The organism is Rhodocaloribacter litoris, assembly GCF_011682235.2.
Classification (GTDB): domain Bacteria; phylum Bacteroidota; class Rhodothermia; order Rhodothermales; family ISCAR-4553; genus Rhodocaloribacter; species Rhodocaloribacter litoris.
Genome location: NZ_CP076718.1, coordinates 1175472 through 1193093, shown reverse-complemented (window position 1 = coordinate 1193093; position 17622 = coordinate 1175472). Strand labels below are relative to the sequence as shown.

General features: G+C 66.4%; 16 protein-coding genes. 11 read left to right on the top strand and 5 right to left on the bottom strand.

Annotation, left to right across the window (positions count from 1 at the left end):
- Window positions 1-140 precede the first annotated feature (140 nt).
- The 5 genes from rfbD to GQ464_RS04950 form a co-directional block, all read right to left on the bottom strand.
- The gene (gene rfbD / locus GQ464_RS04970; RefSeq protein WP_228350610.1) at window positions 141-1085 is read right to left on the bottom strand and encodes a dTDP-4-dehydrorhamnose reductase; all 945 of its coding nucleotides are present in this window, start codon (window positions 1083-1085) and stop codon (window positions 141-143) included.
- A gap of 109 nt (window positions 1086-1194) precedes the next feature.
- The gene (locus tag GQ464_RS04965; RefSeq protein ID WP_166979475.1) at window positions 1195-1677 is read right to left on the bottom strand and encodes a hypothetical protein; all 483 of its coding nucleotides are present in this window, start codon (window positions 1675-1677) and stop codon (window positions 1195-1197) included.
- Complete coding sequence (locus GQ464_RS04960) at window positions 1674-2225, bottom strand: acyl-CoA thioesterase (protein WP_166979477.1); 552 nt, start codon at window positions 2223-2225, stop codon at window positions 1674-1676. The genes GQ464_RS04965 and GQ464_RS04960 overlap by 4 nt, the downstream gene beginning before the upstream one ends.
- Window positions 2226-2355: 130 nt before the next feature.
- Window positions 2356-3615: an asparagine synthetase B gene (locus tag GQ464_RS04955; protein ID WP_166979479.1), complete on the bottom strand. Its 1260-nt coding sequence runs from the start codon at window positions 3613-3615 to the stop codon at window positions 2356-2358.
- Window positions 3616-3719: 104 nt separating this feature from the next.
- A complete protein-coding gene (locus GQ464_RS04950) occupies window positions 3720-5630 on the bottom strand; it encodes a tetratricopeptide repeat protein (RefSeq protein WP_166979481.1) in 1911 nt (636 codons plus the stop codon).
- 205 nt (window positions 5631-5835) lie between these two features.
- On the opposite strand from GQ464_RS04950, the gene GQ464_RS04945 reads away from it, so the two are divergent.
- The 11 genes from GQ464_RS04945 (at window position 5836) to paaC (ending at window position 17619) form a co-directional block, all read left to right on the top strand.
- On the top strand, window positions 5836-7026 hold the full coding sequence (locus GQ464_RS04945) for a 1-deoxy-D-xylulose-5-phosphate reductoisomerase (protein WP_166979483.1): 1191 nt from the start codon (window positions 5836-5838) through the stop codon (window positions 7024-7026).
- 352 nt (window positions 7027-7378) lie between these two features.
- Window positions 7379-8752, top strand: coding sequence for an RIP metalloprotease RseP (gene rseP / locus GQ464_RS04940; RefSeq protein WP_166979485.1), 1374 nt, complete (start codon window positions 7379-7381; stop codon window positions 8750-8752).
- A gap of 113 nt (window positions 8753-8865) precedes the next feature.
- Window positions 8866-9681: an isoprenyl transferase gene (locus tag GQ464_RS04935; RefSeq protein ID WP_228350609.1), complete on the top strand. Its 816-nt coding sequence runs from the start codon at window positions 8866-8868 to the stop codon at window positions 9679-9681.
- 110 nt (window positions 9682-9791) lie between these two features.
- On the top strand, window positions 9792-12305 hold the full coding sequence (gene bamA, locus GQ464_RS04930; protein ID WP_228350608.1) for an outer membrane protein assembly factor BamA: 2514 nt from the start codon (window positions 9792-9794) through the stop codon (window positions 12303-12305).
- A gap of 116 nt (window positions 12306-12421) precedes the next feature.
- Complete coding sequence (locus GQ464_RS04925) at window positions 12422-12970, top strand: OmpH/Skp family outer membrane protein (protein WP_166979489.1); 549 nt, start codon at window positions 12422-12424, stop codon at window positions 12968-12970.
- Window positions 12971-13016: 46 nt separating this feature from the next.
- Window positions 13017-13580: an OmpH/Skp family outer membrane protein gene (locus GQ464_RS04920; protein ID WP_228350607.1), complete on the top strand. Its 564-nt coding sequence runs from the start codon at window positions 13017-13019 to the stop codon at window positions 13578-13580.
- A gap of 196 nt (window positions 13581-13776) precedes the next feature.
- Complete coding sequence (gene panB, locus GQ464_RS04915; RefSeq protein WP_166979494.1) at window positions 13777-14610, top strand: 3-methyl-2-oxobutanoate hydroxymethyltransferase; 834 nt, start codon at window positions 13777-13779, stop codon at window positions 14608-14610.
- A gap of 64 nt (window positions 14611-14674) precedes the next feature.
- A complete protein-coding gene (surE, locus tag GQ464_RS04910) occupies window positions 14675-15481 on the top strand; it encodes a 5'/3'-nucleotidase SurE (RefSeq protein ID WP_166979496.1) in 807 nt (268 codons plus the stop codon).
- A 92-nt stretch (window positions 15482-15573) separates the two neighbouring features.
- Window positions 15574-16533, top strand: coding sequence for a 1,2-phenylacetyl-CoA epoxidase subunit PaaA (gene paaA, locus GQ464_RS04905; protein WP_166979498.1), 960 nt, complete (start codon window positions 15574-15576; stop codon window positions 16531-16533).
- On the top strand, window positions 16533-16826 hold the full coding sequence (gene paaB, locus GQ464_RS04900) for a 1,2-phenylacetyl-CoA epoxidase subunit PaaB (protein WP_166979500.1): 294 nt from the start codon (window positions 16533-16535) through the stop codon (window positions 16824-16826). The genes paaA and paaB overlap by 1 nt, the downstream gene beginning before the upstream one ends.
- 10 nt (window positions 16827-16836) lie before the next feature.
- Window positions 16837-17619 carry a 1,2-phenylacetyl-CoA epoxidase subunit PaaC gene (gene paaC, locus GQ464_RS04895; RefSeq protein ID WP_166979538.1) on the top strand — a complete coding sequence of 261 codons (783 nt, stop codon included), beginning with the start codon at window positions 16837-16839 and terminating at the stop codon, window positions 17617-17619.
- Window positions 17620-17622: the final 3 nt, after the last annotated feature.

Below are 17622 nucleotides of genomic sequence, written 5' to 3'. Positions count from 1 at the left end.
GAATTCTCCATCAAGATTGACGGGGCACGCGTTCGGGTGACGGTTCAATGCCTGGCGTTCGACGTGGCGCGTTTCACACGCTGGCAGGCAGGATCGTGAAACGCTTGGCGTTCCAGCGTGCAGCGCGCCACGCAAACCCCTCACGGCGTGGTGACCGGAAGGCCGAGACGCTGGCCGAGGTGGCGGAGGGCCGCGTCGGTGGAATGGGGTTTATAGCCCAGTTCGGTTTCGGCCTTCAGGATGATGAAGCCGGTGCGCGGGGGGCGCGGGGCTTCCTGCCGGAAGCGGGTGCCGTCGGTCGGGTGGATGAGGGAGGCATCCAGGTCGAAGATGCGGGCGATGCGGTGGGCGAACTCGTAGATGGAGAACATCTCGCGCCCGGAGAGATGGAAGATGCCGGACTTGTTGAAGCGGACGATCCGTTCGATGCCGGCGGCCAGGTCGACGACGTAGGTGGGGGTGCGCCACTGGTCGGTGACGACGCGGATCTTCTTCCCCCGGCTGAGCTGGTCGAGCACCCACAGCACGATGTTCGAACGGCTGAGGCGGTTGCCGGTGCCGTAGACCAGGATGGTCCGGGCCACGGCCCAGCGGTCGAGGCCGGCACCGCGTGCGGCGTTCTCCGAGGCCAGCTTCGACTTGCCGTAGAAGCTGATCGGGTGGGGCCGGTCCGTCTCCCGGTAGGGGCCGTTTTCGCCGTCGAAGACGAAGTCCGTCGAGACCTGGACGAGGCGGCTGCCGTGCTGGTAGCAGCACCTGGCCAGGTGCTCGACGGCGTCGACGTTGACGCGCCAGCAGGCTTCGCGGTCGGTCTCACAGCGGTCCACCTGTGTCATGGCCGCACAGTTGATGACCGTGTCCGGCGTGAAGTCCTGGAAGAGGTTGCGTACCGCGGCGTGGTCCGTGATGTCCAGCGGGACGTATCCGCCCGCCCCCTGCTCGAAGTGGGGCGCCGGGTCCCGCGCGGTCGCCAGCAGGTCGTAGTCGGGAAAGCGGCTCATCTGGGCGACGAGCTCTTGCCCGAGCAGGCCGTTGGCGCCGGTGATCAGCACGCGCTTGAACAACATGGCAGGGGACGGGGGCACGGGGCTGTTTCCGGGGTTGGGTGAAGCGGGCCCGCGTGGATTGCCGTACGGGGGAATGCCGCGCGGCAGGGCGGGCTCGTCTGAAAGATACGGAACGTTCGGGATTGCGTTAAAAATAGTATCGGAGGCCGACGCCGGCATCGAGGACGCCACGCAGGCCGGGCAGGAGGTTCAGGCGGGGGGCCGCCAGCAGGTAGACCTCGAAGCGCTCGCGGAAGAAGTTGACCCCGAAGGTGCCGCCGGCGCCGAGCAGGAGGTCGGCGTCGGGGCGGGTGCCGGCGAGGCCGAGGACAAGGCCCGGCCCGGCGAAGTATCGCAGGGGCGAGTCCGGGATCGGGCGTTCGCCGGTCAGGTAGGCATGTAGCCGGAGGGCGGCGCTGCGGTTCCAGGCGGCCAGCAGGGTCAGGGCGTCCGGCCGCCAGCCGGTGCCGGAGGGCGGGGGCACCCGGTAGAACTTGATCGTCAGCCCGGCCGGGGTGCCGATCTGGGCGCCGAGCCCGAAGCGCCGGCCGTCCGGCTGGGCCTGGGCGACCGGCAGCCCGCCGAGCCAGAGCACCAGGAAGAGGCCGGCCCAGCCCCGCCGGTGCTTCACGAGGCGTCGAGGGCTGCGAGGAGGTCCGACTTGATGTGCGTGGCCTCCTCGAGCCTGAGGCGCCCGGCCAGGATCAGGCGGAATTCGCGGCGCTTGGCGGCGTTTTCGTAGCATCTGCGCTCTTCTTCCGTCTCCGGATGGATCGGCGGCACCGGCTTCGGGCGCCCGTCTTCCCCGATGGCGACGAAGGTGTAGAAGGCCCGGTTGCACTTGCGCTTCGTCTGGTCGCGCGGGTTTTCGGCCCACACGTTGATCTGCACCTCCATCGAGGTGTTGAAGGCCCGGTTGACCCGGCTTTCGAGGATGACCACCTCGCCCACCCGGATCGGGCAGTTGAATTCCACCGAATCCACGGCGGCGGTGACGCAGACGCGGTTGGCATGGCGCTGTGCGGCGATGGCGCCGGCCACGTCCATCCAGTGCAGCAGCCGCCCGCCCATCAGGTTGCCCAGCCCGTTCGTGTCGTTCGGCAGCACGATCTCGCTCATCACCGTGCGGGTCGCGCTGACGGTCTTGACAGGGCCGGTATAGGTGGAAACTTCGTTCATGGGGATTGCGGGTTGGAAAATTCGGGTTCGTCGGGAAGACGGAAACGCGAAGCCTGACCCTTTGAGGGGTTCGGGCCCGGGCGAGAGCCGGTCCGTCCGGTCTCTGCGCTGCGCGAGGCGAAACGCGGTCTCACGTCTTCTGTTTCTTCTTGCGGGCGGCCGGAAAGAGAATATTGTTTAGAATGAGGCGGTAGCCGGGAGAGTTTTTGTGCAGGTTCAGATCCGTCGGCGGGTCGTTGACGAAGTGCTGGTAGTCTTCGGGGTCGTGCCCGGCGTAGAAGGTGAACGTGCCCTGTCCGAAGGAGCCGTGAAGGTAGCGGACCTCGTCCCGTCCCGGTGCCTCGGCCATGATCACGACGCCGGGTTTGATGAGGTTTTTGCGGAAGCCGGTGGTTTGCCCGATGAAGCCTTTGATCGTGGCTACGTGGTTCTGCGTCAGCATCGAGGGGACCGGATCCCATTTGGCGCTGAACTCGAAGAGGGTGAAGTAGTCGAGGGCCGGGTTGAGCAGTTGTGAGGGAGGGGGGCCGGTGTCGATGTTCGAATGCTCGTATTCCTGTGCGTTGAAGCTGGGGGTAAAGTTTTCGAAGGCGAGGGTTTCGGAGAAGTCGAGCTTGTTGAGGGCGTCGGGGTCGATGGGGTCGCCGTCGTACTCGGCCGGCACGATGTCGGTGGCGTGGGCGGCCAGGGCGATGTCGAAGGTGTCGGTGCCGGAGCACATGGCGAAGAGGAAGCCGCCGTCGAGGACGTAGTCGCGGATGGTCCGGGCCACGGCGAGCTTGAGCCGGCTCACTTTGCGGAAGCCATGCCGGCGGGCGGTGGCTTCGGCCTGCCGTTGCTGCTCGATGTACCAGGGCATGGCCCGGTACGTGTAGAACTTGCCGTACTGCCCGGTGAAGTCTTCGTGATGGAGGTGGAGCCAGTCGTATTCCCGGAGCTTTCCGGCGAGCACCTCGTCGTCGTAGATCATGTCGTAGGGCACCTCGGCGTAGTTGAGGGCCAGGAGCACGGCGTCGTCCCAGGGCTGGGTCACGTCCGGGGCATAGACGGCGATGCGGGGTGGTTTTTCCAGGCGGACGACGGCGGTGTTGCGGTCCTCGCGTTCCACCTCGGCGATGATCTGGGCGGCCTGCCCGGCGCCGAGTTTCTCGAAGAAGACCCCGCGGATGCGCAGTTCCTGTTCGAGTTCGGGGAAAGACGAGATCAGGAAGGAGCCGCCCCGGTAGTTGAGGAGCCAGTCCACCTCGACCCCCCGGGAGAGGGTCCAGTAGGCGACGCCGTACGCCTTGAGGTGATCCGTTTGCCGGGTGTCCATCGGGATGAGGAGGTCCTGTGCCCCGGCGGGGAGTGCGAGCATCAGGCAGGCCAGCAACACGGTAAGGCGGCGCATGGTTTTCCGGGTTCTGGATGGCGGGTTTCGCATGGCGTATTTCGTGCCGGTGTGGTGTGGCGGTGCGCCCGTGCACCGCGGCCTGCTGCCCGTCCGGGCGGTGCTCAGGTTCCGTCGCCGCGGAGGGCACGGATGCGAGCGCGGGCCTCCGGGACGAGGAGCGAACTGGGGTACTCGGTCAGGAGGCGCGTGTACGTCTGGCGGGCGGCTTCCGGCTGGCCCAGGTCGTATTCCTGGATCTGGGCGGCGGTAAAGAGGCTGCGGTCGGCGAGGTAGCTGTGGGGATGGAGCAGGGGCAGTTCGAGCAGGGCGATGAGGGCGTCTTCGGTGCGGCCGAGCCGGCGCAGGAGCCGGGCGCGGGAGAAGCGGGTGTCGTCGGCCAGGGGGTGGGTGCCGTAGCGTTCGAGCAGCGATTCCAGGGTTTGCAGGGCCTCGGCCGGCCGGCGCTGGCGCTCCAGCAGGTGGGCCCGGGCATACAGGCGCAGCGGGGTGTCCAGCGAGTCCGGCCCCTTGTTTTCGACGAGGAGCACCTTCAGTTCGATGGCGTCGTTGGCCACGTCGGCGGACGTGTTTTCCTTCATGGCTTCGAGGATCGTCCGGGCCGCATCGAACTCGCCCTGGTAGAAGTGGATGAGGGCCAGTTCATAGCGGGCCAGTTCGGCCAGCTCGCCCGTGCGGAGCCGGTCGATGAGGCGGGAGAAGGTGAGGCGGGCGGCATCGAGCCGGTTCTGCTGGAGGGCGATGCGGCCCAGGTCGTATTCGGCCCGGTCGGCGGCTTCGGTGCCCGCGTACCGGTCGGCGACTTCCCGCAGCGTGGCCTCGGCGGCACCGAGGTCGATGAACACGTCTTGCTGGAGGCGGCCGATGCGGCGGAGGACGTCGGGATAGAGCGGGTGATGCGGATAGGTCTGGAGGAAGGCGCGGTAGGCGTTCAGGGCGTTGTCGTAATAGGGGGCCGGGATGCGGTTGCCGGCGGCGTCGAAAGCCTGTTCGCCGGTCTTTTCGGCGCGGCGTTCGTACATCTCGGCGAGGCCGAACTGGGCTTCCGGGGCCGCCGGGGCGCCGGGGTAGCGGGCGAGGATCTCTTCGTAGGCTTCGAGGGCCACGTCGTAGGCGCCGGCGTCGGCGGCCTGCCGGGCGAAGTCGAACAGCACCTGTCCCTGTTCCTGTTCGAGCCGGTCGATGGCGCGGTTGACGTTGAGGGCCTCGCGGTAGAGGCCGGCTTCGAGGTAGAGCCAGGAGAGCAGCTCGCGGAAGGCCCGGTTGAGCGGGTTCTGCCGCACGGCACGCTCGGCCACGGCGATGCTGGCCTTCAGGGCGTCTTCCTGTTCCAGGTACCGGCTCAGGCGGCTGCGGACGAAGTTGAGCTGGCGTTCGTTCTGGGCCAGCAGGTTCAGGTATTCGACCATCGCTTTCGCGTGCTCGCCGGTCAGGTTGTAGAGATAGGCCAGGTCGGTCTGGAAGAGGTCCTCGCGGCCGAGGGTGCGCCGTCCCGTTTCGAGGACGTCGATGGCCTCGTCGAAGAGGCGCACCTGTAGCATGGCGCGGTAGACGGTCAGGTAGGTGTTGGTGTGGTTCGGCAGGGTGTCGAGCGCGGTGCGCCAGGTGGTGCGTGCCCCTTCTTCATCGCCCTTCAGGTAGAGCAGGCGGCCCTTCTCGGCCAGCAGCGCCATCGGCGTCTCGGTCCGCTCGATCCGTGCGTCGATGAGGCGGATGGCGTCGTCGTAGCGCTTGACGTTCTCGTAGGCCTGCCGCAGGCGGTCGAAGAAGACGTGGGTTTCGGGACTCTCGGCGTAGAGGTCTTCGAGCAGTGCGATGGCCCGGTCGAACTGGGCGCCGCGCAGGTAGGCTTCCGCCAGCTGGAACCGCGCCACGAGGCTGCTGTCGACGCCCTGCGAGGCGGCCGGGCGGGCGGCGAGCAGCAGGCACAGGCCGATTGCCCCGAGCAGGGGAATCCGCCCCGGCGCCCGGAAGACCGGGCGGGCGGCGTGCGTCGAAAAGGGAACGTGTGGCATCGAAAAGACCCGTCGTTTCGTCAGAGCAGAGGCAGCCGGCCGGCACGTGGCATGCGATGATATGGCGGCGGATCCTCGTAAGTTTCACGCCGCGGCGGCGGCAGGCGGAAGCAAATGCCGCCGTTGTACGTATGTACGGGGCATCCTTCGATTTCCGGTTTCCGGCCGGGGGCTGCAGGTTCCGTTCGAATCCGCTACGGTGTTCATGTCCTTTTCCGACCGCAACGGCAAGGCGCAAGGATTGTGCCTGCTCGGTTCTACCGGCTCCATCGGCACGCAGGCCCTCGCGGTGGCGGCCCTGTTCCCGGATCGGCTGCGTGTCCGTGCCCTGACGGCCTATGCCAATGTGGAGCGGCTGGTGCAGCAGGCCCGGCGCTTCCGACCCGCCTGCGTCGCCATCGGGGACGTGGAAAAGTACGCAACGCTCCGGGAAGCGCTTGCCGGCACCGGCATCGCGGTGCTGGCCGGTGCGGAGGGCCTCTGCGAAGCCGCCACCCGGTCCGACGTGGACACCGTGCTGGCCGCCGTGGTGGGTTTCGCCGGGCTGGCCCCGACGCTCGCCGCCGTCCGGGCGGGTAAAAAGATTGCCCTGGCCAACAAAGAGACGCTCGTGGTGGCCGGCGCGCTCGTGACCGAACTGGCGGAGCGGCATGGTGCCGTGCTCCTCCCCGTCGACAGCGAACACTCGGCCATCTTCCAGTGCCTCCTCGGCGAGCCGAAGGAAGCCGTCGAAACACTCGTGCTGACGGCCTCCGGCGGGCCGTTCCGCACCCGCCCGAAAGAGACGTTCGACGCCATCACACGGGCCGAAGCCCTGTGCCATCCCAACTGGTCGATGGGGCACAAGATCACCATCGACTCGGCCACGATGATGAACAAGGGCCTGGAGGTGATCGAGGCCCGGTGGATCTTCGGCCTCGACGGGGCCCGCATCCGCGTGCTCGTCCACCCGCAGTCGATCGTGCATTCGATCGTCGTCTTCCGGGACGGCTCGGCGAAAGCGCAACTCGGGGTGCCGGACATGAAGGTGCCCATCCAGTATGCGCTCACCTACCCCGACCGCTGGCCCGCGCCCCATCCCCGGGTGGACTGGGCCACGCTGGGCCGGCTCGACTTCGAAGAACCCGACCTCGACAAGTTTCCCTGCCTGCGCCTGGCCTTCGAGGCGCTCGAACACGGGGGCACCGCCCCGGCCGTGCTCAACGCCGCCAACGAGCAGGCCGTGGCCCTCTTCCTCGAAGAACGGATCCGCTTCACCGACATCCCGCGCCTGATCGAGCGCGCGCTCGAGGCGCTGGCGGCCCGCCCGGACCGGCTTTCGTTCGAGCTGCTCGCCGACGCCGACGCCCGGGCCCGGCGGCGGGTTCAGGAACTCCACCGCCTCGCCGTTCATTGAAGCCGCGCTTCGGAAAACATCCCGGCACGTACCGCTTTTTTTCAGGTTCAACGGTTCGGACCAGCTACCTGTCACTTTTGAATGAAACGTACACGCCCGGCTCATCGGTCTGTCCCTCCGTCGCTCCGCGCCACCTCCCCTTCGCAAGGGGAGGGACTTGGGGGGCTGAAGCGGTATCGTATGAGCCTTTCTCCCTGGCCGATAGGCCGCGCTACGCGGCCGGGGGAGGGAGGTGTATGTTCGCTACATGGCATCACGCCACGGCCAACGTGATAGGTAGCCGGTCGTTCGGATTTATGCCACAGGAGGTGCCCGGCCTCGCCCGGACACCGGCAGCCGCCTCTCGGGTCGAATGGATTTCATCCTGAACATCTTCTCCTACATCCTGCCCATTCTGGGGGCCATCATGCTGCTCGTGTTCGTGCACGAGCTGGGACATTTTCTCTTCGCCAAGCTCTTCAAGATGCGCGTCGAGCGGTTCTCGGTGGGGTTCCCGCCGAAGATCGTGGGCAAGCGGATCGGGGAGACCGAGTACGTGCTGGGGGCCACGCCGCTGGGCGGGTACGTCAAGATCGCGGGCATGGTGGACGAGAGCATGGACACCGAGTTCGCCGGGCGCCCCCCCGAGCCGTGGGAGTTCCGGGCCAAGCCGGTCTGGCAGCGTATCGTGGTGATCGTGGCCGGGGTCGTTTTCAACATGATCCTGGCCGCCGTGGTGTTCATGATGCTCAAGGGCGTCTACGGCGAGCGGTACGTGCCGCCGCTCGGGGAGGTGATGGTGGCCGACAGCTCCCTCGCCTATCAGATGGGCCTGCGTACCGGCGACCGCATCCTGGAGGTCAACGGCGCCCCGCCGGCCCGTTTTGCCGGGCTGCGCGGGTTGCAGGAAGCCCTCCTGGCGGAGCGGCTGCAGATCACCGTCCTGCGCGACGGCCAGCGCCTGACGTTCGAGGGACCGGAGGACATCATGACCCAGCTCAGCCGGGCCCGGGGCAACTTCGGCATCGCCTTCGACCCGCCCGTCGTCGGGGACCTCGTTCCGGGGGCACCGGCCGAACGCATCGGGCTGCGACCCGGGGACCGCATCCTGGCCATCGACGGGCACCCGATCCGCTTCTGGCACGAGATGACCGAACGGATTCAGCAGAGCGAGGGACAGCCCCTCACGCTGCGCTGGGCCCGCCCGGACTCGCTCGAAGGCGTGATTCCTCCCGGCCTCCAGGCCGTCGGTTCCTCGGAGTACGGGCGCGTCTATGAGGCAAGCGTCACCCCGGACGAGCGCGGCGGGCGGTACGTCCTGGGCGTCTACCAGCTTACCCGCTCCGTCGACTACGGCTTCGGCGAGGCCGTCGTCGCCGGGCTCGAGGCCACCTGGCTCAACACCCGGATCATCGTCACCAGCCTGAAACGGATCGTCTTCGGCTCCGAAAGCCTCCGCGAAAACCTGGGCGGGCCCATTCAGGTGGCCGTGCTCACCCGCGAAGCCGCCGCCGACGGGGCGTATTCGTTCTGGAACATCGTTGCCGTACTCTCGATCACCCTGGCGATCATCAACATCCTGCCCATCCCCGCCCTCGACGGGGGCCACCTCGTCTTTCTGCTCTATGAGGCCGTGGCCCGGCGCGAGCCTTCGCTGAAGGTGCGCATGGTCACGCAGCAGATCGGCATGGCGCTGCTGCTGGGGCTGATGGCTTTCCTCATCTTCAACGATATCCTCCGCCTGTGAACGCGCTTCCTGCAGCAGGACCCTGGCCTCCGGCACGCCGCCTTGACGTTCAAAGAGGGGGTTGTTAAGTTTGTATGCTTAAAAAAAATATGCGCAAAGCCAGGGAAGGCGTCGTGAGAGAAGACCCTGTCATTTCCCCGGCGGAAGCCGGCACCGCGAAGGCCAGCGACAAAGCCGTGCAGGCGGCGCTTCGCCGGCGCGGCCCGCTGCCCCGCCACATCGCCGTCATCATGGACGGGAACGGGCGCTGGGCCCGGGCGCGGGGACAGCTCCGCTACGTGGGCCATTACGAAGGCGTCGAGTCCGTTCGGGACGTGACCGAAGCCTGTGCTGAGCTGGGCATCGAGTACCTGACCCTCTACACCTTCAGCACCGAGAACTGGCACAGGCCCCGGAACGAGGTCAATGCCCTGATGCAGCTGCTCATCCGCACCCTGCGCCGTGAGAAGGAGACGCTGCACCGGAACAACATCCGCCTCCGCGCCCTGGGCGACCTCTCGAAGCTGCCCGAGGCGTGCCGGAAAGAGCTGGAGGAAGCCATGGCCGAGACGGCCGGCGGCACCCGGATGACCCTCACGCTGGCGCTCTCCTACAGCGGCCGCTGGGAGCTGACCGAGGCGATGCGCGGGCTCGCCCGCCGCGTCGCTGCCGGCGAACTCGACCCCGGCGCCATCGACGAGGCCACCGTCGGCGCCGCCCTGGGCACCGCCGGTATGCCCGACCCCGACCTGCTCATCCGCACCGGCGGCGAGCTGCGCGTCTCCAACTTCCTGCTCTGGCAGATCGCCTACGCCGAGTTCTACGTCACGGACGTGCTCTGGCCCGCCTTCCGGCGCGCGCAGCTCTACGAGGCCATCCGCGACTTCCAGGATCGGGACCGCCGCTTCGGCCGTGTCCACGACGACGAAGGACCCGCGGCCGCGCAATAATCCGGCGATGCCGGACGTTCTCCACGGCATGGACCCGCCGCAGGGACGCCGATTCGCACCTTCTTGCAGAAACCAAGCTTTGCGCTCACCCGTTTAGACCCCACGCTGTCGTGCCCATCTGTCAGGACCATACGAAAGCCCTTGGTATGCGCGCTTGTGCCTGCTCGATGTTGCTGTGCCTGTTGCTGCTGCCGGTGACGCCGCCGGCCGCCGGGCAAACCCCGCTCGCTTCGGCGGACGGCCTGCCCGCGGCCCTGCGCCCGCAGACGTTCGAGATCCTGGGCATCACCGTCGAGGGGATCGGGTCGGAGTATACGCGCTCGTTCGTCCAGCAGACGAGCCGGCTCGCGGTCGGGCAAAAGATCACCCTCCCCGGTGATCCGGCCCTGGCCGACGCCATCCGCGCCATCTATCGCCTCGGCATGTTCTCCGACGTCAAGATCAAGGAGGAGCGGCGCTTCGAGCAGGGCGTCTACCTCGTCATCGAGGTCCGTGAAGTGCCCAAGCTGGCCGACTACAGCTTCTCCGGGATCAAAGGCGGGGACAGAAAGAAGCTCCAGAAACAGGCACCCCTCTACAAAGGCACCCCCGTGCGCCCGAGCGCCATCGAACGCACCGTCCAGCTCGTCAAAGACTTCTACGCCGAGAAGGGATACCCGCTGGCCTCGGTCGAGGTCGTCCGTACCGTCAACCCGGACAATTCACTCCTGCTCGACTTTCAGGTGGAACGGGGGCCGCGCGTCGGCGTCGGCGAGGTCATCATTCACGGCAACGAACAACTCTCCGACGGCGACCTCCTGGGGTCAATGAAGACCAAGCCGAAGAAGTGGTGGCAGTTCTGGCGGAAGAACACGTTCAAGCCGGACGAGTTCGCCGAGGACCCGCAACGCATCCTGGAAAAGTACAACGAGAAAGGGTTCTACGACGCCCGGATCGTGCGCGACACGACGTATCTGCGGATGGAGGGGGACGATCCGAAGATGGTCGTCGAGCTGACGGTGCACGAGGGGCCGCGCTACCACATCCGCAACATCGTCTGGGAAGGCAACACGGTCTATCCGGACGCCGTGCTGACGGAGGCCCTGGGCCTGGAACGGGGCGATGTCTACAACGCGAAGCGGCTGGAGGAAAACCTCTACGGCAACAAGAACAGCAGCGACGTGATGAGCCGGTACATGAACCGGGGCTACATGCGGGCCAACGTGCAGCCGACGGTGCGTGTGGTGGAAGGGGATTCGCTGGATCTGATCTTCGACGTCTTCGAAGGCGAAGTGTACGAGTTCGGTACGATCGAGATCGCGGGCAATACGAAGACGAAGGAGCACGTGATCCGGCGCGAGTTGATCACGTTCCCCGGGGAGACGTTCAGCCGGGACGCCATCCAGGAGTCGATCCGCCGGCTGATGCAGCTCAACTACTTTGCCCAGGAGTCGCTCGCCAAGGGACCGGACATCCGCATCGACGAGGAGGCCAAAGAGGTGGACCTGACCTACCACCTGGAGGAAGCCGGCAGCGATCAGCTGGAGCTCTCGGGCACCTGGGGACGATTCGGGCTCGTGCTGCAGCTTCGTTTCAGCTTCAACAATTTCTCCGCGCAGAACCTCTTCAACGGCTCGGCCTGGAAACCGCTGCCTTCCGGCGACGGGCAGAAGCTCTCCCTGGCGGTGCAGACGAACGGGAGCTTTTTCCAGCAGTATTCGCTCTCGTTCACCGAGCCCTGGTTCCGGGGGCGTCCCACGCCGGTCGGCTTCTCGGCTTCCTTCTCGAAGATCACCGGCAGCTCGCTGGTCTCGAGCACCAACACCGGCAAGTTGCTGACCTCATCGGTCTCCGCCTTCTATGAAAAGCGCCTGAAGTGGCCCGACGACTTCTTCAGCACCTCCACCACGCTCGGCTACCAGTATTTCGACAACGACAACTGGCTTTCGTCCTTGCCGCAGGGGATCAGCCAGCAGGTGACCATCCGCCAGACGCTCGCGCGTAACTCGACGAACCACCCCATCTTTCCGTTCACCGGGTCGAAGCTGCGCCTCTCGCTCGAGATCGCCCCGCCCGTCGGCCGGCTGATCCAGTACCACAAATGGCGGCTGGATTCGAGCTGGAACGTGCCGCTTTCGAGCAAGCTGTCGATCGGGTTCGGGATGGATTATGGCTTCATCGGCTCGCTCACGGGCGAGGAGGTGGCCTTCGAGCGCTTCATCGTCGGCGGCTCGCCGTTCGAGACGCAGGGGTTCTACAGCTTCTTCGGGAAAGAGATCATCTACATGCGCGCCTATCCCATCGGCGCCCTGGGGCCCCGGCGAAACGGCGATCCCTTCGGCGGGCGCATCCTGAACAAATATGCGGCTGAACTCCGGTGGATGGCGGTGCAGTCGCAGCAGCTCTCGGCCGCCCCCTACCTCTTCGTGGAAGCAGCCAATACCTGGGACGGCTTCCGCAGCTACAACCCGAGCGAGCTGTTCCGTTCGGCCGGCTTCGGCACCCGGCTGTTCCTGCCCATCCTGGGTATGGTGGAGCTCGTCTACGGCTACAACTTCGACGAATTTGCCCCGGTCAACAGCCGGCACGACGGATCGAAGAAGTGGACCTTCCAGTTTACCCTGGGACAGGGTTTCAACAACTAGGGCGCCGTTGCGCGCGGCCGGCCGGATTCCCGTCCTGAGGAGGGTTCCTGTCCTGATTCGTCACAGCCCGGTGCCCCGTATCGTGGACACGCTTTAGCGTAAAATTAAATGACCTTATGAAGCGAGCATCCTATTTTGCCCTGATCCTGGGTGCATGCCTGGGATTCGGCATACCCGCTGCGGAGGCGCAGCAACGCATCGGCTACGTGGATTCGGACTACATCCTGGAGCAGGTGCCCGAATACCGCACCATTCAGAACCAGGTGGACCGCCTGACGCAGGAATGGGAGGCCGAGTTGAAGCAGAAACAGGAGGAGGTCGAGGCGCTGTTTCGAGAATATCAGGCCCGCGAATTGCTCTACACGAACGAGGAGCGCAAGCGCAAGCAGGAAGAGATCATGCGCGCCGAGGAGGAGGTCGAGCGCCTGCGCATGCGCTACTTCGGTCCCGATGGCGAGCTGTTCCAGCAGCAGGAGCAGTTGATGCGTCCCCTGCAGGAACGCATCCTGGCTGCCATCGAGCAGGTGGCCACCCGCGAGGGGTATGACTACGTCTTCGACCGTGCCGGCGACTTCATCTTCCTGTTCGCACGAGAGCAGTACAACCTCAGCGACCGGGTACTGGAGGAACTTGGCATCGACACAGCCGGGCGGGGCGGTTCGTGAACCGGCCTGCCCTTCCCACGAAAACCAACCACGGAGATATCGCATTATGAAAAGCTTTCATCGAGTTGCCGGCATGGCGATGCTGATGCTCCTGGCGCTTCCGACGCTGGCGGCGGCGCAGGCGCTCAAGATCGGTTACACCGATCCGGAGGTCATCGTCGCGGCGATGCCGGAATACCGGCAGATCCAGCAGCAACTCCAGCGGGAGTTCCAGACGGCCCAGCAGGCTCTGCAGTCGCTCAGTGCCGACTTCCAGGAAAAGCTGGAAAAGTACCAGAAGCAGCAGCCGTTGCTCTCGGCCGAGACCCGTGCCCAGCGGGAGCGGGAGTTGCAGCAGCTCCAGCAGGAACTGCAACAGTCGGCCGCACAGAAGGACCAGGAACTGGCCCAGAAGGAGCAGGAGCTGATGGCCCCGCTGCTCGAAAAGGTGCAGGCGGCCATCGACGAGGTGGCGAAGGCGAACGGGCTGACCGTGGTCCTGCGGGCGCCGGCCCTCATCTACGTTGACGAATCGAAGGTGATGGACATCACCGAGGCGGTGGCCCGCAAGCTCGGTATTCCCATCGAAGACGCCCAGGCCAGCACCGGCGCGGCCGCCAATGCCAACTGAGCGGCGGTTGCACCGCAGGCGGTCTTTTTCGGACGGGCACCCGCGCCGGCAGCGGGTGCCCGTTTCGCGTTTGCGAGGGCCGCCGGTCCTCCCCGGAGCAGGGGCCGTGCGGCGACCGTGACGCAAACCGGCACCTCCCGCACGGGCCGGCGTTTCGTATATTACCCGTCCCGTTTTCACCAGCCTTGTCGTCGCCATGAGCACCCGGACCGTTGCCGCCCCCGTCGTTGACGTCAAGCGCGTCACCACGCAGTCGTTGCAGGAGATGAAGGCGGCGGGGATCCCCATCGCCATGCTCACGGCCTACGACTACACCACCGCCCGCATCCTCGACCGGGCGGGCGTCGACGTGCTGCTCGTGGGCGACTCGGCCTCGAACGTGATGGCCGGCCACGAAACGACGCTGCCGATCACGCTGGACCACATGATCTACCATGCCCAGTGTGTGGTCCGGGCCGTGCAGCGGGCGCTCGTCGTCGTAGACCTGCCTTTCGGCTCCTATCAGGGCAATTCGAAAGAAGCCCTCATTTCGGCCATCCGGGTGATGAAGGAGGCCGGGGCGCACGCCGTCAAGCTGGAGGGCGGCGAGGCGGTGGTGCCGACCGTCGAGCGCATCATCACCGCCGGCATTCCGGTCATGGGACACCTCGGCCTCACGCCGCAGAGCATCTACCGCTTCGGCACCTACAAGGTGCGGGCCCGCGACGAACAGGAGGCCGAACAGCTCCGCCGGGATGCCCTGCTCCTGCAACAGGCCGGGTGTTTCGCCCTCGTCCTCGAAAAGATCCCGGCCGTTCTCGCCGCCGAGGTCACCGCCTCGCTGAGCATCCCGACGATCGGCATCGGGGCCGGCGTGCACTGCGACGGCCAGGTCCTCGTCACGCACGACGCCCTCGGGCTGACGACCGACTTCAACCCGCGCTTCGTCCGCCGCTATGCCCGCCTCGACCAGGTCATCACCGACGCCGTGCAGGCCTACATTCAGGACGTGCGCGACCGCGCCTTCCCCAGCGATGAGGAAAGCTACTGAGGCACAGTCCCTGAACGATACGCTGGAACGGCGGCTTCCGGCCTGACCCCATCTCACCACGACCATGAAACGACCGCTGATCCTGATCAGCAACGACGACGGCATCGACGCGCCGGGCCTCCGGGCGCTGGCGTGGGCGCTGGCGGGGCTGGGTACGCTCTACGTCGTGGCCCCGCTGACCGAACAGAGTGCCGTCGGGCATGCCATCACCGTGCGCGATCCCGTCCGCGTGCGTCCCTGGCCCTTCGACGGTCCACCGGACGTGGCGGCGGCCTATGCCGTCGGAGGGACGCCGGCGGACTGCGTCAAGCTCGCCATCGACAAGCTCGTGCCCCGGCGGCCGGATCTGGTTGTCAGCGGCATCAACCAGGGGCCGAATACGGCCGTCAACGTTATCTACAGCGGCACCGTCAGCGCTGCCACCGAAGCCTCCATCCTGGGCATCGACGCCCTGGCCGTTTCGCTGTGCCGGTGGGAAGGGGGGGACTTCGAACCGGCCGGTCGCTACGCCCGCCGCATCGCCGAAGCGGTGCTGCGCCGGGGCCTGCCGCCCGGCCTGCTGCTCAACGTCAACGTTCCGGCGCTCTCCTTCGACGAGATCAAGGGAATCCGCACCACCCGGCAGGCCCGCTCCCGCTGGGAAGAATCGTTCATCGACCGCGTCGATCCCGCCAACCGGCCCTATTACTGGCTCACCGGCCGCTTCGTCAACCTGGACGACGGCGAGAACACCGACCTGGGGGCCGTCGAGGAGGGGTATGTCTCTGTCACCCCCCTCCAGCACGATCTGACGGCACACACGTTTCTCGAAGAACTGGCGCGGTGGACCTGGGACGAGGCGCCGGCCGGCGAAAAGTCCCGGGCGGAATGAAACCCGGCTCGGGCCCGGCGGGTTGGAACCATGCCGCTTTACCCTGCACCGGAAGCGGTTCCGGATGTTCCGACACACCGAACGAAACCGTCATGGATGAAACCACCCTGCTGAAGGCATTCGAGGCCCGTGTGGCGGCAGGCGAGAAAATCGAGCCCCGCGACTGGATGCCCGAGCGCTACCGCCGGCAGCTCGTGCGCATGATGTCGCAGCACGCCCACTCGGAGATCGTCGGGATGCTGCCCGAGGGCAACTGGATCACCCGGGCGCCCAACCTGCGGCGCAAGATGGCGCTGCTGGCCAAGGTGCAGGACGAGGCCGGCCACGGTCTCTACATCTACAGCGCCACCGAAACGCTCGGCGTCGATCGTAACGACCTCATCCAGGAGCTGCTCGACGGCAAGGCCAAGTATTCGAACATCTTCAACTATCCAACCCTGACCTGGGCCGACATCGGCGTCATCGGCTGGTTCGTCGACGGGGCCGCCATCGTCAACCAGACCATGCTGGCGAAGGCCTCCTACGGGCCATACGCCCGGGCCATGATCCGCATCTGCAAGGAGGAGAACTTTCACAAAAAGCAGGGCTACGAAATCTGTGTGACGCTGGCGAAGGGCACCCCCGCACAGCGGCAGATGCTCCAGGATGCCGTCAACCGGTGGTGGTGGCCCACCCTGATGATGTTCGGCCCGCACGACACCGAGTCGGCCAACAGCGACGAACTGCTCCGCTGGAAGGTCAAGCAGAAGACGAACGACGAGCTGCGCCAGCACTTCGTCAACATCACCGTGCCGCAGGTGCACGCGCTGGGGCTGACGTTGCCGGATCCGGATCTCCGGTATGACGAGGAGACGGGCAACTGGATCACGGGGGAGATCGACTGGGACGAGTTCTGGCGTGTCGTGCGCGGCCACGGTCCCTGCAACCGGGAACGCCTGCGGGCCCGCCGGGCTGCCCACGAGGAGGGGACCTGGGTGCGCGAAGCCGCCCGGGCCTATGCCGCCAAGCAACAACGTAAAACCCGTCCCTCCAACGGCGTAGAGGTTGCCTGATGACCGAGACGAACGATCGCATGGTTCCGTGGGAGGTGTTCGTGCAGCCGCGGGCCGGTGCCCCGCACGAACACGCCGGCAACGTCCACGCCGCGGATGCCGAGATGGCCCTGCAGAATGCCCGGGACGTCTATGCCCGGCGCGGCAACGTCGTCAGCATCTGGGTCGTCCCGGCGGCGGCCATCCACGCCAGCCGGCCCGAGGACACCGGCCCCTTCTTCGATCCGGCCGACGACAAACCCTATCGCCATCCCTCGTTCTACAAGGTCCCGCATGGAACGCGGAACATCTGACCCGACGACCGTGACGCTCGATGCCCTCGATACTGCCACGAAGACGGCGCTCTTCGAATACCTGCTGCGCCTCGGCGACGACGCCCTCATCCTGGGGCACCGCCTCTCCGAGTGGTGCGGGCACGGACCCTACCTCGAAGAGGACATCGCCCTGGCCAACATCGCCCTGGATTGCCTGGGCCACGCCAATGCCCTGCTGGGCCTGGCCGGAGAGGTCGAAGGGGCCGGACAGAGCGCCGACGACCTGGCCTTCTTCCGCGATGCCATCGAGTTCCGTAACGTCCAGCTGGTCGAGCTACCGCGCGGGGACTTTGCCTTCACCATCGCCCGGCAGTTTCTCTTCTCCGCCTACGCCCACCTGCTCTACGAAGGGCTGCGCGAGAGCACCTTCGAACCGCTGGCCGGTATCGCCGCCAAGGCCTACAAGGAGGTAAGCTACCACCTGCGCCACAGCAGCGAATGGATGCTTCGCCTGGGCGACGGCACCGACGAGAGCCACCGCCGCACGCAGCAGGCCCTCAACGACCTGTGGATGTACACCGGTGAGCTTTTCGAAGCGGACGACGTGCTCCACGCCCTCGTCGAGGCCGGGATCGCTCCGGACGTTCCCGCCGCACGATCCCGCTGGAAAGACATGGTGACCACGGTCCTGGAAGCGGCCACGCTGCAGCTCCCCCCCGAGCCGCCCTATATGGCTTCCGGCGGCCGTACCGGCTTCCACACCGAGCACCTGGGCCACCTGCTGGCCGAGATGCAGTTCCTGCCCCGGGCCTACCCGGATGCGACGTGGTAGCGG

Bases quoted from the DNA above. Each gene is read 5' to 3' on its own strand.
- GQ464_RS04950 (WP_166979481.1), bottom strand. From the start codon at position 5,630: ATGCCACACGTTCCCTTTTCGACGCACGCCGCCCGCCCGGTCTTCCGG.
- paaA (WP_166979498.1), top strand. From the start codon at position 15,574: ATGGATGAAACCACCCTGCTGAAGGCATTCGAGGCCCGTGTGGCGGCA.
- rseP (WP_166979485.1), top strand. From the start codon at position 7,379: ATGGATTTCATCCTGAACATCTTCTCCTACATCCTGCCCATTCTGGGG.
- surE (WP_166979496.1), top strand. From the start codon at position 14,675: ATGAAACGACCGCTGATCCTGATCAGCAACGACGACGGCATCGACGCG.
- paaB (WP_166979500.1), top strand. From the start codon at position 16,533: ATGACCGAGACGAACGATCGCATGGTTCCGTGGGAGGTGTTCGTGCAG.
- panB (WP_166979494.1), top strand. From the start codon at position 13,777: ATGAGCACCCGGACCGTTGCCGCCCCCGTCGTTGACGTCAAGCGCGTC.
- GQ464_RS04955 (WP_166979479.1), bottom strand. From the start codon at position 3,615: ATGCGCCGCCTTACCGTGTTGCTGGCCTGCCTGATGCTCGCACTCCCC.
- GQ464_RS04925 (WP_166979489.1), top strand. From the start codon at position 12,422: ATGAAGCGAGCATCCTATTTTGCCCTGATCCTGGGTGCATGCCTGGGA.
- GQ464_RS04945 (WP_166979483.1), top strand. From the start codon at position 5,836: ATGTCCTTTTCCGACCGCAACGGCAAGGCGCAAGGATTGTGCCTGCTC.
- GQ464_RS04960 (WP_166979477.1), bottom strand. From the start codon at position 2,225: ATGAACGAAGTTTCCACCTATACCGGCCCTGTCAAGACCGTCAGCGCG.
- GQ464_RS04920 (WP_228350607.1), top strand. From the start codon at position 13,017: ATGAAAAGCTTTCATCGAGTTGCCGGCATGGCGATGCTGATGCTCCTG.